Raw genomic sequence first — 23,854 nt, 5'->3', positions numbered from 1 at the left:
TCCTGCCCAGGGACGCGCCGAGCGCGGCCTCCGCCCGCTCGATCGACTGCCACCCCGGCCACTGCACCGGAGTCAGCCCCGCCGCGCGCAGTGCCGTCAGCGGGTCCTGCGCCACGTCCTTGCGCAGCAGCTGCGGCGCGTCCTCCAGCAGGGATGTCACCGTCTCCTTCGCGCAGGGGCGGTTGGTCCCGATGACACCCGTCGGACCCCGCTTGATCCACCCCGCCACGTACTCGCCCGGGGCGACCCGGCCGGCCGTGTGCGGCACCGTGCCCGTGGCCGCGTCGAACGGCAGGCCCGCGAGCGGCACGCCCTGGTATCCGACCGAACGCAGGACCAACTGGGCCTCGATCTCCTCGAACCGGCCCGTGCCCGTCACCCGGCCGTGGCCGTCCGGCCGGGTGTGCTCGAAGCGGACCGCGCCGACCCGGTCGCCGTCGGCCAGGAGTTCGACAGGGCGCAGGAAGAACCGCGCGTGGATGCGGCGCGGCGCGTCGCCGGGCGGCAGGGCGGACCAGCCGCGCAGCACCTCTACGTTGCGACGCTGTACGGCGGGCAGGGCCGAGGTGTCAGCGAAGGCCGGGTCGAGCGCCAACTCCGCAGGATCCAAACGGACTTCGACGCCCGGCAGGCCGCCCAGTTCGCGCAGTTCCTTGGTGGTGAAGCGGGCCTGGGACGGGCCGCGGCGCCCCACCATGTGCACGTCCGTGACCGCGCTCGCGGCCAGTGCCAGGAGCGCCGCCTGCGGCATGTCCGTGGGGCTCAGCTCGGCCGCGCCGCGGGCCAGGATGCGGGTGACGTCCACCGCGACATTGCCCACCCCGATGACCACGGCCGACCGCGTGCCGCGCACGAACCCGTCGTCCACGGCGTCCGGATGGGCGCTGTACCAGGACACGAACCGGGTCGCCGACCAACTGCCCGGCAGATCCTCGCCGGGAATGCCGAGATGCCGGTCGGTGGCGGCGCCCACGCAGTACACCACCGCGTGGTACAGCTCGCGCAGCCTCCCCGCCGGCACGCCCCCGGCTCCCACCTGTATCCCACCGAGGAAGCGCACGCGCTCGTGCTCCAGGACCGTGCGCAGGTTGTTCTGCAGGGACTTGATCTTCTCGTGGTCCGGTGCCACGCCGTAGCGCACCAGGCCGTACGGGCAGGGCAGCCGGTCCAGTACGTCGACCAGCACGGCGGGGTCCTGCTGGACCAGGGTCTGCGCGGTGTAGACCCCGCTGGGACCGGAACCGACGACGGCGACACGCAGCACGGCGGAACTCCTTGTCCGAAGGTGTGGCAGGAGATCGCTGATGCCTCCAGCATCGCACCGGCGGGCCCGCCGGGGGAGGGGGGCGGAGCTGAGCCGTCGGAGTGCCCGGTGTGCGTGTCCTTTGGGTCTGTTCGTATGGAATGTGATGATGCGGTTACGTTGCGTGTGTGCTAGAAGCATCCTTTCTTAATCTTTCTGATCGCCGTTTCGAGGACGGCGCGGTGTCCGTGTGGCCCGCGTGGGAAGTGCGGGAGAGCGAAGGCGCCACGTCCTGGTTCCAGGTGCGGCTGTGCTTCGCCGACGGCGCTCGGGTGGACGCGCTGGCCGTGGTGAGCGCGGGATGCCTGTCCGTCGAGGACGTCCGGGCCCAGCCGGCCCTCTCCCTCGCCGACCTCACCGTCCTCGCCGACTGGATCGAGGGACCGCTGTCGGAGGCGGGCGGGATCGAGCCGCGCGAGGAGGACGGCGCGCAGGTGTGGCCGTACGGCGACGAGGGTGCGGGCGGGGGTGAGTTCGCCCACGGCCGCGAAGACTTCCGTTGGCGGGACGATGCGCCCGGCCGGAGTGATGCGTACGGCCCCCCGGCCCGGACCGAGGCCGGTACCGAGGCCCGGCTCCGGGCGGGCGAGCCCGCCGGCCACGGCGACCCGGACGAGCTTACTGACCCGGACGGGTGCGGTGACCCGGACGACCTTGCTGACCCGGACGGGTTCGGTGCCCCGGGCGACCTCGGTGATCCGGACGAGTTCAGCGGCCCCCTCGACGATCCCGCCCCCCGTCGCGCCCGCCCCGCCTGGCCGCGAGGTGTCGAGGGGCGCTGGCTCGTCGCCCAGGAGTACCGGGCGGCCCAGGAGGACGGCGTCGATCCGGTCCTCGCGGTGATGTGCGCGACCGGGCACAGTCGTCGCAGGTCGCTGAAGCTGATCGCCCAGGCCAGGGACATCGGGTTTCTGACGCCCCGCCACGCTCGGCGCTGACGCCCCGCCACGCTCGGCGCTGACGCCCCGCCACGCGCGGCGCTGACGCCCCGCCACGCGCGGCGCTGACGCCCCGCCACGCTCGGCGCTGACGCCCCGCCACGCGCGGCGCTGACGGCCGCGCGTGGCGGCACGCGGCCGTCAGGTCATGTCCCGCATCCGTGAGATCTCGCTCGTCTGCTGGGCCACCACGTCGTCGGCCATCTCCTCGACCTGGATGTTGTTGCCCTGTGCCTTCACGTCCGTGGCCATGGTGATCGCCCCTTCGTGATGGGCGATCATCAGCTTCAGGAACAGGGCGTCGAAGTCCTGCCCGCGCGCCGCGCGCAGCTTCTTCAGCTGGGCCTCGGTGGCCATCCCGGGCATCGCCGTGTGGTCGTGCCCCTCGCCCCGCTCCGGCTGCTGATGGGTCGTCAGCCAGCCCTTCATCGCGCCGATCTCCGGCCCCTGTGCGGCCGTGATGCGCTCGGCGAGCCGCTTCACCTGCGTCGACTCGGCCTGCTTCGGGGCGAGTTCGGACATCTCCAGGGCCTGTTCGTGGTGCTCGATCATCCGGTGCACGTACGACACGTCGGCCGAGTTGGGCGTGTCGTCCTCGGCCCGGGCCGCGGCTGCCTCCTCGGCCGACAGGGTCCGGTTCTCCTCGCCCGGCATGCCCGGCTGGAGCACCGAAGGGCCGTTCGACGCGGCGGACTTGGAGTCGTCGTCCGAGCCGGAGTCGCAGCCGCCGAGCGCGAACGCGGCCAGGGCGGCGAGCGACGCCGTCGCGAGGGATGCGCGCAGCGCGCGGCGGAAGTGCACAACGACCTCCTGTGGCTGGGGTTGCCCCTCCGGGGGAGGGATGAGCAGGTACACCTTGTGAGTGTGGGTGACTGTCCTAACACGCTTACGCGCATCACTGATCAAAGAAACCTGGATTACATCTCCGTTTAACCCCTGTTGATCTGTGCATGATGAAGACGATACTTCGGTGGTCCGTGAACCCGTTCCGTCGTGAACGGAACAAGGGAGGAAGCAGTGACCCTGTCCAACGACCCCCGAACGCGGCGCAGACGACTGGGAGTTGCCACCGCGGCGGTCGGCCTTCTGGCCGCGCTGCTCACGGCCCACCCGGCCGTCGCCACCCCCGACCCCGGCGACGCCCCGGCGACCCGGAAGGACGTCTCCCGCAGCGCCGAGGCGGACGTGCGCGAGGCCATCGCCGAGGGCGAGATACCCGGCCAGGACGAGATCGTCCACTCGGCCAACGTCACGCACGTCGCCAACATCCCCAAGGACCTGGTGAAGGGCACCAACTCGGACCTGGCCTTCCAGGGCCAGTACGCCTTCGCCGGGAACTACGACGGGTTCCGCATCTTCGACATCAGCGACCCGACCGCGCCCAAGACGGTCGCACAGGTGCTGTGCCCCGGCTCGCAGAACGACATCTCGGTCTCCGGCAACCTGCTGTTCCTGTCCACCGACTCCTCGCGCAGCGACAGCAGTTGCAACAGCACCACCCAGCCCGCGACCGAGAAGTCGTCCTGGGAGGGCATGAAGGTCTTCGACATCAGCGACAAGGCGAACCCGAAGTACGTCGCCGCCGTCGAGACCGCCTGCGGCTCGCACACCCACACGCTGGTGCCCGAGCGCCGCAGCGTCTACATCTACGTCTCGTCGTACTCGCCCAACGCCACCTACCCGGACTGCCAGCCGCCGCACGACGGCATCTCCGTGATCAAGGTGCCGCGCAGCGCCCCCGAGAACGCGGCGGTGGTCGGCTTCCCGGTGCTGTTCCCCGGTGAAGGCCCCGACGGCGGCGGCAACCCCGGCGGCCCGACCAACCCGGGCGTGAGCAAGACCACCGGCTGCCACGACATCACCGTCCTGCCCTCCAAGGACCTCGCGGCGGGCGCCTGCATGGGCGACGGCATCCTGTTCTCCATCGAGGACCCCGAGCACCCGAAGGTCATCGACCGGGTCCAGGACAACGTCAACTTCGCCTTCTGGCACTCCGCGACCTTCAACCAGAAGGCCGACAAGGTCGTCTTCACCGACGAGCTGGGCGGTGGCGTCGGCGCCACCTGCAACGAGGCGACCGGCGCCAAGCGCGGTGCCGACGGCATCTACGACATCGTCGGCCGCGGCAACCACCGCAAGCTGGTCTTCCGCAGCTACTTCAAGATCCCGCGCATGCAGGCCGCGACCGAGAACTGCGTCGCCCACAACGGCTCGCTCATCCCGGTCAAGGGCAAGGACATCATGGTCCAGGCCTGGTACCAGGGCGGCGTCTCCCTCTGGGACTTCACCGACTCCGCCAACCCCAGGGAGATCGGGTACTTCGAGCGCGGCCCGCTGAGCACCGGGCAGCTCACGGTCGGTGGCACCTGGTCGGCGTACTACTACAACGGCTACATCTACTCGAACGACATGTCCAAGGGCTTCGACGTGCTGCAGGTGAGCGACCGGCTCACGGACCCGGCGCGGCGCGTCCACCTGCCCGAGCTGAACGTCCAGACGCAGCCGGACTACTTCGACTGATCCGGCGCGGGCTCCGGCCGGCTGTCCGGCCGGGGCTCCTCGTCCGCAGGCCGGGTGTCCGTGGAGAAGAACCGCGACAGATCCTCGTCGCACCTCCCGCCGGGCGCCTCGGTGTCCGGCGGGATCCCCATCTCCCGGTCCAGGCCGTAGCGCCGGAACAACTCCGCGCGCAGCGGCCCCATCGGCATGCCCACGTTCGGCAGCACCATCGCGTACACCGCGCCCATCAACTGCGCCCGCAGCATGGGGTATTCGGCGTCCGGATCACCGCCTCCGAGCCGGGCGACGGTGTCCCGCAGCAGCTCGGCCAGCCGCTGCTGCTCCACGCACCGTACGAAGCCCTCCGCCTGGAGCATCCCCGCCATGTGCTGGCGCATCAGCACCGTCCGGTCCCGTGCGAGCCCCAGTACGGCGTCGATCGCCCGTGCCATCCGCTCCCGGCCGTCGTCCGTGCGCGGCTCGCCCTCCAGCGCCTCCTCCAGCGTGCGGTGCATCAGCCGGTGCACGGCGGACTGCACCAGCTGGCGCTTGCCCGGGAAGTAGTACGAGACCAGACCGCGTGCGGAGCCCGCCCGGTCCGCTATGTCACCGAGGGTCGTGGCGTCGTAACCGCGCTCGTTGACGAGCTCGACCGCCGCCTGCAGAAGCCGTTCCCGCGAGCGCCGTCGCAACTCTTCATTGACCTGGGCGCTGCGCGGGGACATGCTGGACTCCTGCGTTGACTGGCTGCCAGCCAACTATACTCAACGCAGCGGGAGACGCCCCTATGGGGGCGTACTCACGGCTGCCGTCTGCCTCGGGCGACACGGGGGATCGTCCGAGGTGGGCGGCTTTTTGCGCCCTATTGGTAGCCTGAGGCTATTTGTTCGGGCGGCCCGCTGGCGATGCCCGCACGACGATCCACCGGCCCGGCGCCCTCCCGGTCCCCGGACCGGCGCACGAGAGCCCTCCCGGTCCCCCGGCTCAGCCGAAGAGGTCCAGCACAGGCCGCAGCCCGTCCGGGCGGGCATCGGCGGGCAGGTGGTCCACGAAGTGCACCCGGCAGCCGAGCGCGGCCGCGCCGCCGTCCGCCCGCCGGTCGTCGCCCACCATCAGCACCTGCCGGGGATCGGCGCCGAGCGCCTCGCACGCCGTACGGAACAGCCGCGGATCGGGCTTGCGGATGCCGTGCTCGTACGACAGGACGTAGACATCGACGAACCTGTCGAGCCCGTGCGCGCGGAACACCGGGCGCAGGTCCCAGCCGATGTTGCTGACCACGCCCACGCCGATCCCGCGCTCCCGCAGCCCCCTCAGCACCTCGGCCGTGTCCGGGTACGGCGTCCACGCGGCCGGCGTCATATGGCGCTCGTAGAGGGCGTCGTGCAGGCCGGACTCCGGCAGCTCGACCCGGCGGGAGAGGCCGGTGTACGCGGCCCGGTGCAGCTCGGCGCTCTCGTCGCGGACCTCCCACACGGCGGCGAGGTCCTCGGGGATGTGCAGCGGGTTCGCCCCGCCCGGCAGCGCCCCGGCCTCCTCCAGGGCCCGTGCCGTCCTGGCCAGCTCCACCTCGGGCAGGGTGATCCCGGACTCGGCGAGCACGCTGCCCAGCCAGGACTCGGCGGACTCGATCCGGAAGAGCGTGCCGGAGAAGTCGAACAGCACAGTGGTCATGATCGGATCATATGAGCCCGAGCCCGGGCCCGAGCCGGTGTGGGGGTCGGAGCCCGAGCCGGAGCCCAAGTCAGAGTCGGGGTCGGAGCCCGAGCCAGAGTCGGAGTCGGAGTCCGTGCCCGAGCCCGTGCCCGAGCCGGGTTCGTGCTCCCGGGTCGCAAGGGGTGTTCTGCGTGGCGGCGCGGGGAGCCATCGCCGGTGCGCCGCCACCGCCAGGGCCACCACGGTCGCGCCCAGGAGCCAGCCGCCCAGCACGTCGGTGGCCCAGTGCACGCCCAGCCAGACACGGGTCAGCCCGACCCCGAGGACCGAGACTGCGGCCACCGCCACCACCGCGCGGAACACGGCGCGGCGCACGCCGTAGCTGTGCGCGAGCCACACGAGCAGGCCGCACACCACCGTCGCCGTCATGGCGTGGCCGGATGGGAACGCCGCGTAGTGGGCGGAGTCGACGGGGTCGGGCCAGCGCGGGCGCTCCCTGTCCAGCGCCGCCTTCAGCGTCTGCTGGACGCCCGTACCCACGGCGACCGTGACCACCAGCCACAGTGCCGTCCACCACGCCACGTGCCGCAGCATCAGCCACAGCACCGCCACCGCGCACAGCACCCGCATGGTCTGCGGGTCCCACACCCAGTCCGTGAGGATGCGGGCGGTCTCGGTCAGGCCCGCCTCGGCCACCGCCCAGCGGTGTGTGGTGCGGGCGACGGCCCGGTCCATGGACATCAGCGGATGCCACGCCGTCCCCACGAGCACCACCAGCAGCACGGAACACACCGCCAGCGACCCCGCCGCACGCGGTGGGCGGTGACGGCGTGGGGACCGGGGCGGGGATTCGGTGTGCCAGGGCGCCATGAAGCGATCCTTGCCCAACCGTGGGGCCCGAGGCCAACCCCGGGACCGTGGCGCGGGGCGACGCGTCTGCGGCGGAGGGGGCTCGGGCGCCCTCGCGAGACCGTTGCGGGCCGCCCCGTCCGAGGGGCGGGCCCCGTCGGGCCGGCGCTACCCGAGCGCCCGCAGGCCCGGCACGAGCGCCACCACCACCGGTACCACCGGCACCAGCGCGCCCACGGCCGTCAGCCGCAGGCGGTGGGCCGCGGTGAGCCGTTCCGGCGGGGTGAGCAGCCGGTTCACCCGCTGCGGCACCTGCGCGTCGCCCGGACAGGGGCCGAAGACGCCGCGGCCCTCGTTCAGTTCCACCAACGCCAGCGCGGTCGTCAGCCGTCCGAAGCGCCGGGAGGCCGTGTCGTCGGCGGCCAGCTCGACCAGCCGGTGCATCTCGTCGCGGAAGGCGGCGAACACCCGGATCCGGGGGAACCCGACGGCCAGCGCGGCCGAGGAGTGCAGCAGCCAGTCGTGCCGCGCCTGAGCGTGTCCCATCTCGTGCGCGAGGACGGCGTCGAGCTGCCGCCCCTTCAGCCGGCGCAGCGCCGCGGTCGTGATGACCAGGCGGGGCGTCGAACCCGGCAGCCACCAGGCGTCGGGCCGCTCGCCCTCCAGCACCACCAGCCGGCCGCGGCCGGACTCCTCACCGGGCAACTTCGGGGCGCGCAGCCGCAGTTCGGCCTGCCGACGGCTGCGCCGCGTCCGCGTCCGGACGACCTCACGCACCAGCATCGCCGCGCTCCACACCCCGCCCAGCGCGAGTACCAGCGCGGTGGCCGCCGCCCAGGGGCCGCCCGCCGCGCCGAGGGCGTACGCCTCCACGACCGGGCGCGGGGCCGGGGCGAACAGACGGCCTCGAACCTCCTGCCAGGCGGCCGCCGCGCTGAGGGCCATCGAGAGCGCGCAGCACAGCAGTACGGCCGCCACAGCGCACTGCCAGACCCACAGGGCCACCACCGGCTCACGGTCCGGCCAGTCGGCCCGCGCGAGCATGCGGGGCGTGACCGCGGCGGTCAGGGCGCCGAGCAGCAGCAGTGCCACGGGGACCATCATGTCCGCCACCCTATGAGCGCGCGGCCGTCCGGGGGTACGTACCAACGGCCCAAGTGACGCAGGCCACGGTTGCGTTCGGCCGTGGCCCGGCACGGCGGCACGCCGGCACGAGCCTGGCGCACCGCAGTTGGCGGCGGCCGGGGGTCACAGCGTCAGCAGCATCGCCACCATGGCGATCCCCATCGACAGCCGGCAGGCACGCACCAGTTCCGGCCGGTCGCCCCAGGCGAGTGCCCCGGCGGGGATCGCGGACACCCCGGACACGGGCACCAGCCGTATGCCGGACAGCAGCACGTAGCCGGTGAAGTAGAGCAGCAGCGCACCCGTCAGCACGGGCACGCCGGTGCCGCCGTGCGCGTGCCCGCTGGGGGAGGCGGCCATCGCGACGGCCATGTAGACCATCGCCGCGTCGCCCACCAGATGATGGAGATGGCGCCGGCCCGCGCGCCCGGCCCGCAGCGTGTGCAGCGCGGCTCCGCCGAAGACCGCGGCATAGCCGGGCCAGGCCCAGCCGGGTGGCGTGAACACCGTCGCGGGCACCGCCATGGCGGCCATGCCGAACGCCATGAGCGCCTCGGCGCCCGCGGTGCGGCGCTGTTCCTCGACCCGGCTGCGCAGCCGCAGCAGGCAGTACGCGCCGGCCGCGGCGCACAGCGCCACGAGCAGCCAGCCGGGCGACGCCGGTCCGTGCACCCGTACCTCCCCGCGTCGACGGTCGCTCCAGCGAAGCGATGCCCGGGACGTACGGGGCGTACGCGAGCGCAAGGGTGTACACGGGGAGCACTCGACGGAGCACGGTCCGCCGCCGCGTCAGCGGGCCGGGGCCGTCACAGACCCGGCCGGTGGCGCAGGGGATGGTCGCGGGGCACCTCCACCAGCACGATCTCCGTGCCGTCCGGGTCCCTGATCCACATCTCGACCAGTCCCCACGGCTCGGTGACCGGGGGCCGCGTGATGTCGACGCCCTTGTCGCGCAGTTCCTCATGCGCCGCGGCCACGTCGTCGACCTGGAGCCACAGTCGCACCGCCTCGGACGGCATCTCCCCGGTGCGGCCGGAGAGTTCGAGGAACCCGCCGCCGAGGAAGTAGACCGTTCCCCGATCCGGGCCGGTGCCGAACTCGCGGTAGACGGCGAGACCCAGATCACCGCCGTAGAAGGCGCGGGAACGCTCGGGGTCGCGGGGCCGCAGCAGGACGCGGCTGCTCAGGACATGCACCATGCCCGCGAGCCTAGGGCCTCGCGTCACCTTCCCGTCCGCCCCTCGACGCCCGGCACGGCGGGCGCACGCCGAGGGCACGCACCGGACGCCGCGCGGCCGCCCTCGGGGCGGGGGCTAGGCTCCTGGTGTTCGAGCCGTGCCACAGATCGGAGTCGCGCCCATGGAATCCGCCGTCACCGCCACCGCACTGACCTTCCGCGACGCCACGGGCGCGGATGCGGACGCGCTGGTCGCGCTGATCGAGTCGGCGTACCGGGGGGACTCAAGCCGGGCCGGCTGGACCACCGAGGCGGACATCCTGGAAGGGCAGCGCACCGACCCCGAGGGCGTCCTGGCGGTGATCGACTCGGCGGACAGCAGGCTGCTCACGGTGGAGCGGGACGGGGCCGTCGTGGCCTGCTGCCAGCTCGAACACCGAGGTGAGCACGCCTACTTCGGCATGTTCGCGGTCAGCCCCGGGCTCCAGGGCGGCGGCCTGGGCAAGCTGATCATCGCGGAGGCGGAGCGGCAGGCGCGCCAGATCTGGGGCGTGAGCGAGATGCACATGACCGTGATCTCCGTGCGCGACGACCTCATCGCCTGGTACGAGCGGCGCGGCTACCGCCGTACGGGACGGATGACCCCGTTCCCGTACGGCGACGAGCGGTTCGGCATCCCGCAGCGCGCCGACCTCCAGTTCGAGCTGCTGGTCAAGCCGCTGGTGTGACGCTCAGGCGGTGAAGCGGCCGGTGCGTTTGATGTCCGGGTGGTCGGTGGTCGCGGCGTCCAGCTCCAGGGCGCGCACGAGCCGCAGGTGGTCCTGCGTGTTGACCACCCACCCGACGATCCTCAGGTCCGCCTCGCGGGCGTGCTCCACGACCTCCAGGGTGAGCCTGCGGATGTTCAGACAGACCGTGGCCGCGCCCACAGCGACCGCGCGGTCCACGACGTCGGTGCCGTAGCGGCTGCCGATCAGCGCGGTGCGCACCCCTGGCACCAGCCGCGCGATCTCGGCGACGGCCTCGTCGTGGAACGAGGACACCTCGACGCGATCCGCGAGGTCCCGCTCGCGCATCACCTCGGCGAGCGCACGGGCCGCCGCGACGTCCTTGATCTCGGCCTGGAGCGGGGCGCGCACCGCGTCCAGGACCTCCTCGAAGACCGGGACGCGTTCGCCGCGCCCGGCGTCCAGGGTGCGCAGCTCGGCGAGGGTCTTGTCGGCCACGGCGCCGGAGCCGTTCGTGGTGCGGTCCACGTCCTCGTCGTGGATCACCACGAGGGCGCCGTCCTTGCTCAGGTGCAGGTCCAGCTCGATGACGTCCAGGCCGCCGCGCTCGGCGGCGACGAAGGACCGAATGGTGTTCTCGGGCTCGATGCCCATGACTCCGCGGTGACCGATGGTGAGGAAGTTCAAGGGGTACCTCGCTTCCGTCGACGGCGGCTCTGTGCCGTGCGAACCGGAGCGGACCGTCCGCACGGCAGGTCCCGCAGCCTAGTGCGCCGCTCGCGGGATGGACCCGTTCGCGACGAACCCCGGCGATGGCTGGTTCCCGCTCCTGTTCTGTACTCCCCGGGAAACCGCCCGTCCATGCGGACGTCAAGGGCCGGTACCCCGGTCCGAACCCGGCATGACAGGAAAAAGTGAGGTGAAACCTAGGGTCGGACAGGAGATTTTCCCGAGACCCCCCTTGCTGGAAGAAACCTCATATGCCTACGGTGTACTAACGAGAGGTTCTCGCGTGGAGGATGGGACATGACGGAAATTCTTGTGCAGGCGGCTTCGGAGGGACAGGTTCCTCCCATGACCAGGGTCGTCGAGCACCCGGCGTGGCCGGTGCTCAAGGATGCCGTGGAGCAGATCCGGCCATGGCAGTCCAAGGACGGGTCGATCGACTTCTCCGCCGAGGGCGCCCCCGAGCGCGCCGACGCCGAGGCCGCCGTGTCCCGGATAGCCGACGCGGTCGAGACGCTGTCCCCGCTGCTCGCGCACGACACCGAGTACCACGCCGCCCTGGTGCGCGACCTGCGCCGCTGGGCCGACGAGGGCTTCCAGGTGCCGGACTTTCTCGACTCGCTGCTGGCCTTCCAGCCCGCCGCGGGCCGCGCGGACGGCCTCCAGCACCTGGTCGTCTTCCCGATGTACACGCAGAACGGCAACCCGGACCGCAACTTTGAGGCGGTCGTGCTGCGCATGGTCTGGCCCGAGTGGCTGGCCGAGCTGGAGCGCACCCGCTACGACAACCCGCTGTTCTGCGGCATCAAGTTCGAGGACTTCACCGCGGGCTACGACACCAACTCCGCGGTGCTCTTCCCCGAGACCATCGCCGTGCGCGAGGCTCCGGAGCGGTTCACCTGGGGCGGTATCTTCTGCGACCGCGAGGCCGCCCGCTTCCGCCGGGTCACCGACGCCGCCGTCGGCATCCTGGGTCTGGAGCTGCCCGAGGACATCGCCGCGCTGGTCCACGACCAGAAGCGCTGCGAGGAGGCCTTCGTCCTGTGGGACATGGTCCACGACCGCACCCACAGCCACGGCGACCTGCCCTTCGACCCCTTCATGATCAAGCAGCGCCAGCCGTTCTGGATGTACGGCCTGGAGGAGCTGCGCTGCGACCTCACCGCCTTCAGGGAGGCCGTGAAGCTGGAGGCCGACGGCGTCCCGCAGGCCCGTGACGTGCAGTACGCCGTGCTGTTCGACCGGATGTTCCGCTTCCCGGTCACCGGCGACCGCAACCGCAACTACGACGGCCTCGGCGGCCAGCTGCTCTTCGCCTACCTGCACAAGCACGACGTGGTGCGCTGGACCGACAACAAGCTGTTCATCGACTGGCAGCGCGCCCCGCAGGTCACCAACGAGCTGTGCGCCGAGATCGAGAAGCTCTACCGCGACGGCATCGACCGCCCGAAGCTCGTCCACTGGTTCGCCGGCTACGAGCTGGTCTCCACCTACCTCTCCCCGCACCCGGGCTCCAAGTGGGCCAAGGGTCCCGACGCCCTCGACCTGGACCAGCCGCCGCGCAAGCTCGTCGATGACGTGCTTCCGGACGAGTTTCCGCTGAGCATGTTCTATGAGGCCCTGTCCAAGAAGCTGAAGAACGTGATCGCCTCCACCAAGGGCATCACGGCGGACAGCGCCGAGCGGGTCGCCGCGTGAGCGACCGGCACACCGAGAACACTGCTCAGGAGGCGAAGAACATGGGGAACGGGGCTCTCAGCGGTGCGGTGATCGCGGTGGCCGGCGCGGGCGGACCCGCCGGCCGGGCGGCACTGCTCAGGCTCGCCGAGGCGGGCGCCACGGTCGTCGCCGCGGACAACGACCCGGAGCGGCTCGCCGAGGCCGTGGACGCGGCGCGCTACGCGTCCGGCGGCGCCTCCGTCACGGGCGAGACGGTCGACCTGCTCGACCTGGACTCCACCCGGGACTGGGCCGCACGCACCGAGAAGGAGTTCGGACACGTCGACGGCCTGGTCCACCTGGTCGGCGGCTGGCGCGGCAGCGAGACCTTCACCAAGACCAGCCTGGACGACTGGGACTTCCTGGAGCTGCTGCTCATCCGCACCGTGCAGCACACCTCCCTCGCCTTCCACGAGGCGCTCCAGCGCAGCGACCGCGGCCGCTACGTGCTGATCAGCGCCGCGGGCGCGACCAGACCGACCGCCGGGAACGCCGCGTACGCCGCGGGCAAGGCGGCCGCGGAGGCGTGGACGCTCGCCATGGCCGACTACTTCCGCAAGGCCGGGGGTGAGCAGGGGCCGACCTCGGCTGCTGCGATCCTGGTGGTGAAGGCGTTGGTGCACGACGCGATGCGCGCCGAGCGGCCCAACGCGAAGTTCGCGGGCTTCACGGACGTCAAGGACCTCGCCGAGGCCGTCGTCGGCGTCTGGGACAAGCCCGCCGCGGAAGTGAACGGAAACCGTCTGTGGCTCACCGAGCAGCCGTGAACCCCCCGAAGACCGACGCACGTCGCCACCACGATCCCGGGGTCCGCGGTTTCGCCAGCGACAACTACGCGGGGGCGCACCCGGAGGTGATGGCCGCCCTGGCCCTGGCCAACGACGGCCATCAGGCCGCGTACGGCGAGGACGACTACACCGAGAACCTCCAGGGGATCGTCCGCAGCCACTTCGGACCCACGGCGGAGGCGTTCCCGGTCTTCAACGGCACCGGTGCCAACGTCATCGCGCTCCAGGCGGTCACCGACCGCTGGGGCGCGGTGATCTGCGCCGAGAGCGCGCACATCAACGTCGACGAGGGCGGCGCGCCGGAGCGGATGGGCGGCCTCAAGCTGCTCACCGTGCCGACGCCGGACGGCAAGCTCACCCCGGAGCTGATCGACAAGCAGGCCTGGGGCTGGGAGGACGAGCACCGCGCGATGCCGCAGGTCGTCTCGATCACCCAGAGCACCGAGCTGGGCACCCTCTACACGCCCGACGAGATCCGCGCGATCTGCGAGCACGCCCACGGGCACGGCATGAAGGTCCACCTGGACGGCTCCCGCATAGCCAACGCGGCCGCCTCGCTGAACGTGCCCATGCGGACGTTCACCAACGCGGTCGGCGTCGACATCCTCTCCCTGGGCGGCACCAAGAACGGCGCCCTGTTCGGCGAGGCGGTCGTGGTGATCAACCAGGACGCCGTCAGCCACATGAAGCATCTGCGCAAGCTGTCCATGCAGCTCGCCTCCAAGATGCGCTTCGTCTCCGTGCAACTGGAGGCACTGCTCGCCAAGGACCTGTGGCTGCGCAACGCCCGCCACGCCAACGAGATGGCCCAGCGCCTGGCCGAGGGCGTGCGCGCGGTGCACGGCGTCGAGATCCTCTACCCGGTGCAGGCCAACGGTGTCTTCGCCAAGCTCCCGAACGACGTGAGCGAGCGCCTGCAGAAGCGCTTCCGCTTCTACTTCTGGGACGAGGCCGAGGGCGTCGTGCGCTGGATGTGCTCCTTCGACACGACCGAGGAGGACGTGGACGCGTTCCTCGCGGCCCTGAAGGAGGAGATGGCTCGCTGAGCCACCCCAAGTGATGCATAGGTATGCGGTCACCTGGAAAGTCATTGACTGCCGGGTGATCGCATTCCTATGCTCTGGCGACATGGAACTGATCCAGAACACCCCGGACCTTTCCGCGTACTTGGCCGCCGACGAGGTCATCGACCACCACCATCCGGTGGTGCGCGAGACCGCCGCCCGCCTCGCCTCGGGCGTCGTCGACTCGTATGGCTATGCGAAGGTCGCCTTCGAGTACGTACGCGACGCCATCCCCCACTCCGCCGACGCCGGCGACCCGCGCGTGACCTGGCGCGCCTCCGACGTCATCGAACTGAGGACAGGCATCTGCTACGCCAAGTCCCACGCGCTGGCCGCGCTGCTGCGGGCAGAGGACATCCCGACCGCGCTGTGCTACCAGCGGCTGCGGGACGACGGCTCGGGCCACTGTGTGCACGGGCTCGTCGCCGTCCGCCTCGACGGCGCCTGGCACCGCCAGGACCCGCGCGGCAACAAGCCGGGCGTGGACGCGCGGTTCTCCCTCGACGGTGAACGGCTGGCCTTCCCGGTCGACCCGGAGTCCAATGAGGTGGACTATCCAGTCCTGTACGCTGAACCTCATCCGGTGGTCGTGCAGGCCCTCAAGGCCGCCCCCGACCGGCCGTACCTCTGGAAGACGCTCCCCACCACACTCTGAGGCCCGGCGATGACCCTCTCCCTGACCGTGTCCGACGAGGTGCGTGCCCTCGCGCCCGGCTTCACCCATGTCGCCGTGGAGGCACACGGACTCACCAACGGGCCCAGCACCGAGGCGAGTTCACGGCTCCTGGACGAGGCCGCGCACCGGCTGGCCGTACGCCTGGACGGCCGGGCGCCGCACGAGGACCCGCACATGGCGGCCTGGCGCGAGACGTACACGGCCTTCGGCTCCAAGCCCTCGCGCACCCGCAACTCCGCGGAGGCACTGGCCAGGCGCGCGCTGTCCGAGGCCGGACTGCCGCGCGTCAACGTCCTCGTGGACCTCTACAACGCCATCAGCGTGGCCCACCTGATCCCGGTCGGCGGCGAGGACATCGACCACGTCCGTGGCGGCATGCGCCTTGTGCGGGCCCGCGGCGACGAGGACTTCGTGACCGTCGCCGGCGGCGAGGAGACCGTCGAGCACCCCGACCCGGGCGAGGTGATCTGGCGCGACGACACCGGCGTCACCTGCCGACGCTGGAACTGGCGCCAGGGCCCGCGGACCCGCCTCACCGAGCGGACGGTCTCCGGCATCTTCCTGTTGGAGAGCCTGGCCCCGATGCCGGTCGCCGAGGCGGAGTCCGCCGCGGCGGAACTGGCCGCTCTGCTGGAGAAGTTCAGCCCCGGCGCCGACATCACCGTCCACCGGCCGGTGGTTACGGGCTGCGACTGACGGGCGGCTGTCCGCGCAGTTCCCCGCGCCCCTTGATGCCGGTGTCACCGTTCCTGGGCCGGCTGTTGCGGGCTGCGGGTGGTGGGTGGTTGTTCGCGCAGTTCCCCGCGCCCCTTTGATGCCGGTGTCATTGTTCCTGGGCTGGCTGTTGCGGGCTGCGGGTGGGGCGTGGTTGTTCGCGCAGTTCCCCGCGCCCCTCGGCCGGGAGGGTGCGTGGTTGATCGCGAAGCTCCTCGCCCCTTGGCCGGGAGGGTGCGTGGTTGATCGCGCAGTGCCTCGCGGCCCTGAGGGAGTTGTGCGCGACGTACCTCAAAGGGGCGCGGGGAACTGCGCGAACGGCACACGGCCTCCGGCGGACCGCGACGATCACAAGCCCCCCGGCACCGGACCGGTCTCCCGCCCCCGCTAGGGTCACCGCATGAGTGACGGGGGAGCGGTACAGGACACGACGGCCGAGGACGAACAGGGCGGGCGGTTCGCCGCCCTGAGGCGGCACTGGCTGCTCACCTCCGCCGTGGCCCTCGCCCTGCTCGCGACGGGCACGGCCGTGCCCCTCGTCCTCGCCGCGGACGACGACGAGCCCCCCTGCCACAACATCCCCGCAGCCACCCGAGCCCTCACCGACAGGCCCGCGGCAGCGACCCGCGCCCTCGACCCCGGCGACGACATGGCCCGCATGGACGCCGTACGCGAACTGCTGCTGATCGACGACCCGTGCGGGGACGGCGGGCAGGTGCTCGGCCAGGTCGTCGAGGCCGCCACCCGCGCGCCCGGCCCCGGCACCGCGCACACCCTCGCCCAGGCCCGCGCCGCCTTCGGCGTCGCCGCCGCCCTGGACCACGCCGAGGTGCCCGAGGGCATGGCCCCGGGCGTCGCCCGGATGCTCGCCGACTACGTCGTCGACGAGGCGCGCTACCTCATGCACACCGACGACGCCGCCCTGCCCGCGGTCACGGCCGGGGCCGCCGCACCCGACCCGCAGGGCTGGACCCGCTACGGCCGCTTCCTCGCCCCGGGCGAGGCCCACACGGACTTCGAGTACGAACAGCCCTACGGAGACGCCGAGGCCGACCCGGAGTGGCTCGTCGCCGAACTCGCCCGGGACCCCGAGGCGTTCGCGATCCTCTACGACGCCGAGCGCGCCTACTTCGCGCACTACCTGGAGCGGCTCACCCGCCGGGGCGGCGACCCGGCCTTCCGGCCCGACCCCGAGGAGCGGGGCAGGTACGCGAGCACCGCGACCACCTGGCCCGACAACGACCTCGAGGACATCGCCGAACGCGTCGGCAACCTCATGAAGCACCGGGCCGCCGACGCCCGCGAGGGCGTGACCGACGACCTCGCCGCCTTCGACGACGCCGTACGACACCACACCCGCGGCACCTACCGGGCCGCGCCCCGCCAGGTCGGCACCCGTCCGCCGATGGCCTCGATCGCCGCGCGCCCGGTCGCCGGGCCGCTGCGGGGCGACCTGATGGACGGCAGGCAGCAGCTGTTCACGGTGTTGGACGCGTGGGCCCGCGAGCGGGGCGTCCCACGCGAACGGGCCGCGGCCATGCGGCAGATCGTCGACGACGCGTACGTACGGGGGCTCTGGCTGCGGTTCTGACCGGCCTCGTCAGCCGGTGACGCGCAGGTCCGTGCAGCCCCGTTGCCGGGTCCGGTCCTCGGCGAACGCCCGCAGCAGAGCGCGCTGTCGCGCCGTGCCGAGTCCGGGGATGTCCTCGTCGGCGGAGAGGGCGAAGCCGGCCGCCTCGCCGTCACAGCGGGCCGTCGCGGTCAGGGGGCGCGGCACGCCTTCGTCGGTGACCAGCCGCCCGCTCCAGTCGCCGTACCAGGCGGCGAACGTCATCCCCCGCTCGCCCTCGCCGCTGTCGTCGTCGCCGGTCCGCAGTTCGCAACGGTCCGTCGGTGCTGCCTCGTTGAGCCCGTCGGCCAGCCGCCACCCGGACGGCCGCGGCAGCGCGTCCCGCAGGGCTCGCGCACACGCCGAGTCGGCCTTGTCGAAGGGCACCGTGCGCGGATCGTCCTCGGGGTCCGGCGGACCGGACTCGCCCCCGGGCGTCCGCAAGGGCCGTGCGCCGCAGCCGAGCCGGTCGGAGGCGGCGGCGACCAGGGCCACGGCGGTCTCGTAGGCGGCGGGCTGCCCGGCCGCGGCCTCCCGGCCGAAGACGGTCCGCACCAGCATCCGGCGCTGCCGCCCCTCGGTGTCCCGGCCCAGGTCCGGACAGGGCACCAGGAACTGAAGGCTGCCGAACCGTTCGACGAAGCCGGGCAGCCCGCCGGGCAGGGCCGCGTACGGGCTGAAGCCCCGTTCCTCGAACAGGGACATGTACTCCCGGTCCTGGTCGTCCCGCCGGGTGTACGCCTCCATCCGCAGGAGCAGTTCGTCGTCGCCGTCGTCGGCCTCGAAGCCCAGCGAACAGCTGTAGGAGCCGAGCCGCTCGTGCGTCGTGGACTCCTCCTCCGTGAAGTGGGAGCCGTGCACGGCGAGTTCGCGGACCGCGTCGCCGGGCAGGGCACCCGCGCACGCGCCGCGCAGCAGCATCCAGTCCTGGACGTAGGGTTCGGCGATCCAGCCGCCGATCGCGAGGACGGCCACGGCCGCCACCGCCACTTTGATCCAGCGCCGCATCGAACCGCCCCCGTAGCGCACTCGGCCGTGGACGGCCCGCCGGGCCGTCCCGTTACCGCCGGGACCCTATCGGCCCTGTCCCGACACGCCCGACGCGGGGTCAGCGCGCCTCGGCGGCCTTCACCTGCTCCGGAGTCGGCGCGGTGCCGCCGAGGTGGGCGGGCAGCCACCAGCTGTCCTCGGGGCCCTTGGGGCGGGCCGGGTAGGCGCGCTGGGCGGCGTCGAGGAGCTCCTGCACGCGCTCGCGCAGCTGACGGGTGATCGCACCGGCGTACTTGTCCCTGGACGCCTCGATCGCCTCGCCCACGCGGATGGTGACCGGGATGTGGCTGCGCTTGAAGTTGCGCGGCTGGCCCTTGGTCCACAGCCGCTGCGTGCCCCACACGGCCATCGGGATCAGCGGTACGCCCGCCTCCTGGGCCATGCGCGCGGCACCGGACTTGAAACTCTTGAGGGTGAACGACTGCGAGATCGTGGCCTCGGGGAACACGCCGACGATCTCTCCGGAGCGCAGCGACCGCAGCGCGTGCTGGTAGGCCGCCTCGCCCTGGGCGCGGTCCACCGGGATGTGCTTCATGCCGCGCATCAGCGGGCCGGAGATCTTGTGGCGGAAGACCGACTCCTTGGCCATGAAGCGCACCAGCCGCTTCTGCGGCAGCGCGGACAGGCCGTTGAAGATGAAGTCCAGGTAGCTGATGTGATTGCTCACCAGCACGGCACCGCCCGACCGGGGGATGTTCTCCGACCCCTGGCAGTCGATCTTCAGGTCCCACGCCTTGAACATCGTCAGGGCCAGACCGACGACGGGACGGTACACAAGCTCTGCCATAGGTGGGACGGACCCTTTCTGCTCTGCCTGGGAAAGGGGCTCCCGGCCGAAAGTTACGGAGCCGTAGGTTTACGGCATGTCGCAGATCGTGCCCGAAGAACGCGTGCGGAGCCAGCCCACGTGCCCGACCGGGGCGAGATTCTCGTCACGTCCACCTCGTGGTTTTAGCTTCGCTTTACTCCGGGCGTACCGTCAGCCTCGACCGAACCGGGGACATCTCGCACCCCAGTTGGTGGCCTGATCACACCAACGGCGGTGTCCCGGATGTCCCGCCGCGCGCCGTCACGCGTCGGCGGGTCCAGCGTCCCGCAAGCGAGACACCATGGAACACAGGGAATCATTGCAGTCGTGTGAACGCTTCAGCTCACGACGACGAGGACCAACGACGAGGACCGACAGCGAGGACCGATGGCGATCGCGACGGCGGGCCACTGTGGAGTGCCGTATCGGCGGAGGAAGGGGAGCGCGGGTGCGCGGGCGCGACGAGGGGACGGTGCTCGGCCCGGCCGAGCTGGGCGGGGAACTCGGGGAGCGGGCCACGCTGGTGCAGTTCTCCAGCGCCTTCTGCGCTCCCTGCCGGGCCACCCGCAGGGTGCTCGGGGAGGTGGCGGCCATGGTTCCCGGCGTGTCGCACATGGAGATCGACGCCGAGGCGCGGCTGGAACTGGTCCGTGCGCTGGACATCCTGAAGACCCCGACCGTGCTCGTCCTCGACGCCGGTGGGCGGGTGGTGCGCCGGGCCTGCGGACAGCCCCGCCGGGCGGATGTGATCGCGGCCCTCGGGGCTGCGGTCGCGGGGCGGTGAGGGGGCTTCCCATGGGTCATGACGAGCTCGTGAACAGGCTCCCACATGGCGGGACGTACTTGACTGTCCGTGCCACCTATCGTCAGCCTGACGTCCATGCCTTCGGAACTCCTTCTGTTCAGCCGGGTGCACATCGACCTGGCCCGCACCGCGAGCGCGCGCTGTCCGGGCTGCTGAGCCCCCGCGACCCGCTCGTTCCCACCATCAGAAGGACAACTCCATGACGGCCACGTCCGACCTCGGCACCCCCCGTCTCGCCTCCCCCGAACTCCTGCGGTCCGTCTTCCGGCGGCACGCGGCGGGTGTCGCGGTGATCACCGCGCGCGGCGCCGCAGGCCCCGTCGGGTTCACCGCCACCTCGCTCACCTCCGTCTCCGCCGAGCCCCCGATGATCTCCTTCGGTATCGGCACCGGCGCCTCCAGCTGGCCCGCGATCTCCGAGGCCGGGCATGTCGGTGTCCACATACTCGGCGAGCACCAGCAGGAGCTCGCCGCCACGTTCGCGCGCAGCGGCGCCGACCGCTTCGGTCCGTCGACCGCCTGGCGCGAGGGCCCCGAGGGTGTGCCCCTGCTCGACGGGGTGCCCGCCTGGCTGCTGGGCCGGGTCGTCTCCCGGGTGCCCGCCGGTGACCATCGGCTCGTGCTGGCCGAGGTGGTCCTCGGCGACCCGGCGGGCGCCGGCCGTCCACTCCTCTACCACCAGGGCCGGTTCACCGCTCTGCGGGATTGATCACGCCTCGGCTCCTCTGCGAAGCGGTCCGATTCCGGTTACGCTGCGTTGCGAAGGTCACAGTTCAAAGCGCTTGCTTAGCGGGGGAGAACTGGGTGTACTGACGAGTAATATTTCGGTCGGGGCGCCGGGTCGCCCCGACCGGGATCGGCCGCTTGAGGCGCCTATGCTGCCTGCAAGAGGCAGCCGAAAAATGACGATGCAGTAGGAGAGCCGGCGTGAGCTTGAGGATCGTTGTCACTGTGAAGTACGTGCCCGACGCCACTGGCGACCGGCACTTCGCCGATGACCTGACCGTCGACCGCGACGACGTGGACGGCCTGCTCTCCGAGCTGGACGAGTACGCCGTCGAGCAGGCGCTTCAGATCTCCGAGAACTCGGACGACGACGTCGAGGTGACCGTCCTGACGGTGGGTCCCGAGGACGCCAAGGACGCGCTGCGCAAGGCGCTGTCGATGGGCGCCGACAAGGCGATTCACGTCGAGGACGAGGACCTGGAGGGCACCGACGCCATCGGCACCTCGCTGGTGCTGGCGAAGGCGATCGAGAAGGCCGGTTTCGACCTGGTCGTCTCCGGCATGGCCTCCACCGACGGCACCATGGGTGTCGTCCCGGCCCTCCTCGCCGAGCGTCTGGGTGTGCCGCAGGTGACCCTGCTGTCCGAGGTCTCCGTCGAGGACGGCACGGTCAGGGGCCGTCGTGACGGTGACGCCGCCTCCGAGCAGCTTCAGGCGTCCCTGCCGGCCGTCGTGTCGGTCACCGACCAGTCCGGCGAGGCGCGTTACCCGTCCTTCAAGGGCATCATGGCCGCGAAGAAGAAGCCGGTTCAGTCCTGGGACCTGTCCGACCTGGACATCGACGCCGACGAGGTCGGCCTGGAGAACGCCTGGACCACGGTCGACTCCGCGGCCGCGCGTCCGGCCCGCACGGCCGGCACGATCGTCAAGGACGAGGGCGAGGGCGGCAAGCAGCTCGCCGAGTTCCTCGCGGGCCAGAAGTTCATCTAAGGCCCCGTCGCCGACCGCCCCTCAACTTCGTTACGCAGGAGAGCAATCCCATGGCTGAAGTCCTCGTCTACGTCGACCACGTGGACGGTGCCGTCCGCAAGCCGACCCTCGAACTGCTGACCCTGGCCCGCCGCATCGGCGAGCCCGTCGCCGTCGCGCTGGGCAACGGCGCCGCCGACACCGCCGCCGTACTGGCCGAGCACGGCGCGGTGAAGGTCCTCACCCACGAGGCGTCCGAGTACGCCGACTACCTGGTCGTGCCCAAGGTCGACGCCCTCCAGGCCGCCGTCGAGGCGGTGTCCGCCGGAGGCTCCCTGGCCGCGGTGCTGGTGCCGTCCTCCGCCGAGGGCAAGGAGATCGGGGCCCGTCTGGCGCTGCGCATCGGCTCCGGCATCATCACCGACGCCGTCGACCTGGAGGCCGGCGACGAGGGCCCGGTGGCCACCCAGTCGGTGTTCGCCGCCTCCTTCACCACCAAGTCCCGTGTCTCCAAGGGCACCCCGGTCATCACGGTCAAGCCCAACAGCGCCGCCGTGGAGGCCGCCCCGGCCGCCGGTGCGGTCGAGGCGCTCGCCGTGTCCTTCTCCGACAAGGTGACCGGCACCAAGGTCACCGCGCGCACCCCGCGTGAGTCGACCGGGCGTCCGGAGCTGACCGAGGCCGCGATCGTCGTCTCCGGCGGCCGTGGCGTCAACGGCGCGGAGAACTTCGCGATCATCGAGGCCCTCGCCGACTCGCTCGGCGCGGCCGTCGGTGCCTCGCGCGCCGCGGTGGACGCGGGCTGGTACCCGCACACCAACCAGGTCGGCCAGACCGGCAAGTCGGTCTCGCCGCAGCTGTACATCGCCAACGGCATCTCCGGCGCGATCCAGCACCGCGCGGGCATGCAGACCTCGAAGACCATCGTGGCCGTCAACAAGGACGCCGAGGCCCCGATCTTCGAACTGGTCGACTACGGCGTCGTCGGCGACCTGTTCGACGTCGTCCCGCAGCTCACCGAGGAGATCAAGACCCGCAAGGGCTGATCACCCGATCGCCGTAAGGCTGTCCGAGGCCCCCGTGACCCGCACCGGTCACGGGGGCCTCGTCCTGTCCGCGGGCGCCGGCCGCGAGGCGCTCACCCCAGGGTCGGCGTCGCCCGCACGGGCAGCTGGTCGCTCGGGAACTGCCCGTCCACGGCCAAGGTGTTGGCCAAGGTGTTGACCGACGCGCGGTGCGTGGTGACGCCCGGGGTGGCGAGGATCCAGTCGATGCGGTCGCCGTCCGGCACCAGCGGCCGGTACCCGTGGAAGGTGCCGTACAGCGGGCTGCGTCCGGCCGCCGTGTCCCAGGTGTCGACGGGGCCCCCGGCGAACAGGCTCGGGCGCTAGCCGACGGGTGGCCTTACAGATCGGCATGATCTCGTCCCGGCTGCCGCCCGCGTGGCCCGTGCCGACCCAGTCGTAGTGCGGCCCCGAGGTCGGCCTAGACGTCCGTCAGCTGCTGGTAGAAGCACTCCTGGGTGCCGATCGCCTGCGGGCGCTCACGGCGCGGCAGGGCGCGCAGCACGGGCCGGCGGACGGGCCGACGGCGCGGCTCGGCGGTGCTCGCGAAGCGGGGGTTGAAGGACATCACGTGCAGCACGTGCGGCGCGGCTCGTCCGCCGAGGCGGCCGAGACGGACAGTGCTGTACTGGAGGCGGGCACGGTGACCGCGGCGGCCAGGCCAGGCCCGGACGGCGGGTGACGCGACTGCGGTGCGGCACGGGGACTCCTCGGGGAGAGGGACGACCGGACGAGACGACCGGACGAGTCGGTGCGCGGGAGCGTGTGACAGCTTCACGCGAGAAGGGGTGTTGACCCGCCAGAGGTCCCCGGATAACTTCATTCTACGGATTGTTGATTCCGTAGTGCGGAAAATTGGAG

General features: G+C 71.8%; 22 protein-coding genes and 3 pseudogenes. 13 read left to right on the top strand and 12 right to left on the bottom strand.

Annotated elements, in window-relative coordinates:
• On the bottom strand, positions 1-1,264 hold a 1,264-nt coding region (locus tag ABZZ79_RS16540; RefSeq protein WP_356689618.1), incomplete at its 3' end, for an FAD-dependent oxidoreductase.
• Between the two features lie 167 nt (positions 1,265-1,431).
• Between ABZZ79_RS16540 and ABZZ79_RS16535 the strand changes: the two genes are divergently transcribed.
• Complete coding sequence (locus tag ABZZ79_RS16535; RefSeq protein WP_356689617.1) at positions 1,432-2,241, top strand: DUF6214 family protein; 810 nt, start codon at positions 1,432-1,434, stop codon at positions 2,239-2,241.
• 141 nt (positions 2,242-2,382) lie between these two features.
• Here the strand turns inward: ABZZ79_RS16535 and ABZZ79_RS16530 are convergent, their stop codons facing one another.
• Positions 2,383-3,042 carry a DUF305 domain-containing protein gene (locus ABZZ79_RS16530; protein ID WP_356689616.1) on the bottom strand — a complete coding sequence of 220 codons (660 nt, stop codon included), beginning with the start codon at positions 3,040-3,042 and terminating at the stop codon, positions 2,383-2,385.
• A gap of 216 nt (positions 3,043-3,258) precedes the next feature.
• On the opposite strand from ABZZ79_RS16530, the gene ABZZ79_RS16525 reads away from it, so the two are divergent.
• Positions 3,259-4,761 (top strand): hypothetical protein, encoded by a 1,503-nt coding sequence (locus ABZZ79_RS16525; protein ID WP_356689615.1) that lies wholly within the window; start codon positions 3,259-3,261, stop codon positions 4,759-4,761.
• Here ABZZ79_RS16525 and ABZZ79_RS16520 read toward each other — a convergent pair.
• The 6 genes and pseudogenes from ABZZ79_RS16520 to ABZZ79_RS16495 all read right to left on the bottom strand — a co-directional run bounded on the left by ABZZ79_RS16520 (position 4,749) and on the right by ABZZ79_RS16495 (position 9,569).
• Complete coding sequence (locus ABZZ79_RS16520; RefSeq protein WP_356689614.1) at positions 4,749-5,465, bottom strand: helix-turn-helix domain-containing protein; 717 nt, start codon at positions 5,463-5,465, stop codon at positions 4,749-4,751. The two genes, ABZZ79_RS16525 and ABZZ79_RS16520, sit on opposite strands and share 13 nt — an antisense overlap.
• A gap of 259 nt (positions 5,466-5,724) precedes the next feature.
• Complete coding sequence (locus ABZZ79_RS16515) at positions 5,725-6,414, bottom strand: HAD-IA family hydrolase (RefSeq protein ID WP_356689637.1); 690 nt, start codon at positions 6,412-6,414, stop codon at positions 5,725-5,727.
• A 183-nt stretch (positions 6,415-6,597) separates the two neighbouring features.
• Positions 6,598-7,266 (bottom strand): annotated as a pseudogene (locus ABZZ79_RS16510) (phosphatase PAP2 family protein); the annotation flags it as partial.
• Positions 7,267-7,413: 147 nt separating this feature from the next.
• Positions 7,414-8,349, bottom strand: coding sequence for a M56 family metallopeptidase (locus tag ABZZ79_RS16505; protein ID WP_356689613.1), 936 nt, complete (start codon positions 8,347-8,349; stop codon positions 7,414-7,416).
• Between the two features lie 144 nt (positions 8,350-8,493).
• Entirely contained in the window at positions 8,494-9,042 is a 549-nt protein-coding gene (locus ABZZ79_RS16500) for a DUF5134 domain-containing protein (RefSeq protein WP_356689612.1), read from the bottom strand.
• A gap of 134 nt (positions 9,043-9,176) precedes the next feature.
• On the bottom strand, positions 9,177-9,569 hold the full coding sequence (locus ABZZ79_RS16495) for a VOC family protein (RefSeq protein WP_356689611.1): 393 nt from the start codon (positions 9,567-9,569) through the stop codon (positions 9,177-9,179).
• A gap of 160 nt (positions 9,570-9,729) precedes the next feature.
• Between ABZZ79_RS16495 and ABZZ79_RS16490 the strand changes: the two genes are divergently transcribed.
• A complete protein-coding gene (locus ABZZ79_RS16490) occupies positions 9,730-10,275 on the top strand; it encodes a GNAT family N-acetyltransferase (protein WP_356689610.1) in 546 nt (181 codons plus the stop codon).
• Between the two features lie 3 nt (positions 10,276-10,278).
• Here ABZZ79_RS16490 and ABZZ79_RS16485 read toward each other — a convergent pair whose 3' ends face one another.
• Complete coding sequence (locus tag ABZZ79_RS16485) at positions 10,279-10,962, bottom strand: glycerophosphodiester phosphodiesterase family protein (RefSeq protein ID WP_356689609.1); 684 nt, start codon at positions 10,960-10,962, stop codon at positions 10,279-10,281.
• A 339-nt stretch (positions 10,963-11,301) separates the two neighbouring features.
• On the opposite strand from ABZZ79_RS16485, the gene ABZZ79_RS16480 reads away from it, so the two are divergent.
• The 6 genes from ABZZ79_RS16480 (at position 11,302) to ABZZ79_RS16455 (ending at position 17,553) form a co-directional block, all read left to right on the top strand.
• Positions 11,302-12,699 carry a DUF6421 family protein gene (locus ABZZ79_RS16480; RefSeq protein ID WP_356689608.1) on the top strand — a complete coding sequence of 466 codons (1,398 nt, stop codon included), beginning with the start codon at positions 11,302-11,304 and terminating at the stop codon, positions 12,697-12,699.
• Between the two features lie 41 nt (positions 12,700-12,740).
• Positions 12,741-13,487 (top strand): SDR family NAD(P)-dependent oxidoreductase, encoded by a 747-nt coding sequence (locus ABZZ79_RS16475; RefSeq protein WP_356689607.1) that lies wholly within the window; start codon positions 12,741-12,743, stop codon positions 13,485-13,487.
• The gene (locus ABZZ79_RS16470) at positions 13,484-14,554 is read left to right on the top strand and encodes a low specificity L-threonine aldolase (protein WP_356689606.1); all 1,071 of its coding nucleotides are present in this window, start codon (positions 13,484-13,486) and stop codon (positions 14,552-14,554) included. The genes ABZZ79_RS16475 and ABZZ79_RS16470 overlap by 4 nt, the downstream gene beginning before the upstream one ends.
• Before the next feature lie 82 nt (positions 14,555-14,636).
• Positions 14,637-15,227 carry a transglutaminase family protein gene (locus ABZZ79_RS16465; protein WP_356689605.1) on the top strand — a complete coding sequence of 197 codons (591 nt, stop codon included), beginning with the start codon at positions 14,637-14,639 and terminating at the stop codon, positions 15,225-15,227.
• A 9-nt stretch (positions 15,228-15,236) separates the two neighbouring features.
• Positions 15,237-15,944: a phenylalanine--tRNA ligase beta subunit-related protein gene (locus ABZZ79_RS16460; RefSeq protein WP_356689604.1), complete on the top strand. Its 708-nt coding sequence runs from the start codon at positions 15,237-15,239 to the stop codon at positions 15,942-15,944.
• 418 nt (positions 15,945-16,362) lie between these two features.
• Positions 16,363-17,553, top strand: coding sequence for a hypothetical protein (locus tag ABZZ79_RS16455; protein ID WP_356689603.1), 1,191 nt, complete (start codon positions 16,363-16,365; stop codon positions 17,551-17,553).
• 9 nt (positions 17,554-17,562) lie between these two features.
• Here ABZZ79_RS16455 and ABZZ79_RS16450 read toward each other — a convergent pair whose 3' ends face one another.
• Positions 17,563-18,579, bottom strand: a complete 1,017-nt coding sequence (locus ABZZ79_RS16450; protein ID WP_356689602.1) for a hypothetical protein — start codon at positions 18,577-18,579, stop codon at positions 17,563-17,565.
• A gap of 100 nt (positions 18,580-18,679) precedes the next feature.
• Positions 18,680-19,408, bottom strand: a complete 729-nt coding sequence (locus ABZZ79_RS16445; RefSeq protein WP_356689601.1) for a lysophospholipid acyltransferase family protein — start codon at positions 19,406-19,408, stop codon at positions 18,680-18,682.
• A gap of 408 nt (positions 19,409-19,816) precedes the next feature.
• On the opposite strand from ABZZ79_RS16445, the pseudogene ABZZ79_RS16440 reads away from it, so the two are divergent.
• The 4 genes and pseudogenes from ABZZ79_RS16440 (at position 19,817) to ABZZ79_RS16425 (ending at position 22,975) form a co-directional block, all read left to right on the top strand.
• Positions 19,817-20,213, top strand: a pseudogene (locus ABZZ79_RS16440) (thioredoxin family protein).
• A 220-nt stretch (positions 20,214-20,433) separates the two neighbouring features.
• Positions 20,434-20,943 carry a flavin reductase family protein gene (locus ABZZ79_RS16435; RefSeq protein ID WP_356689600.1) on the top strand — a complete coding sequence of 170 codons (510 nt, stop codon included), beginning with the start codon at positions 20,434-20,436 and terminating at the stop codon, positions 20,941-20,943.
• 218 nt (positions 20,944-21,161) lie between these two features.
• Entirely contained in the window at positions 21,162-21,950 is a 789-nt protein-coding gene (locus ABZZ79_RS16430; protein WP_356689599.1) for an electron transfer flavoprotein subunit beta/FixA family protein, read from the top strand.
• A 50-nt stretch (positions 21,951-22,000) separates the two neighbouring features.
• Positions 22,001-22,975 carry an electron transfer flavoprotein subunit alpha/FixB family protein gene (locus ABZZ79_RS16425; protein ID WP_356689598.1) on the top strand — a complete coding sequence of 325 codons (975 nt, stop codon included), beginning with the start codon at positions 22,001-22,003 and terminating at the stop codon, positions 22,973-22,975.
• 92 nt (positions 22,976-23,067) lie between these two features.
• Here ABZZ79_RS16425 and ABZZ79_RS16420 read toward each other — a convergent pair.
• Positions 23,068-23,614 (bottom strand): annotated as a pseudogene (locus ABZZ79_RS16420) (hypothetical protein).
• Positions 23,615-23,854: the final 240 nt, after the last annotated feature.

Source organism: Streptomyces sp. NPDC006458 (assembly GCF_040612135.1).
Classification (GTDB): Bacteria; Actinomycetota; Actinomycetes; order Streptomycetales; family Streptomycetaceae; genus Streptomyces.
Note: the sequence above shows the minus strand (reverse complement) of the source record. Positions and strands in the feature narration are given on the sequence as shown.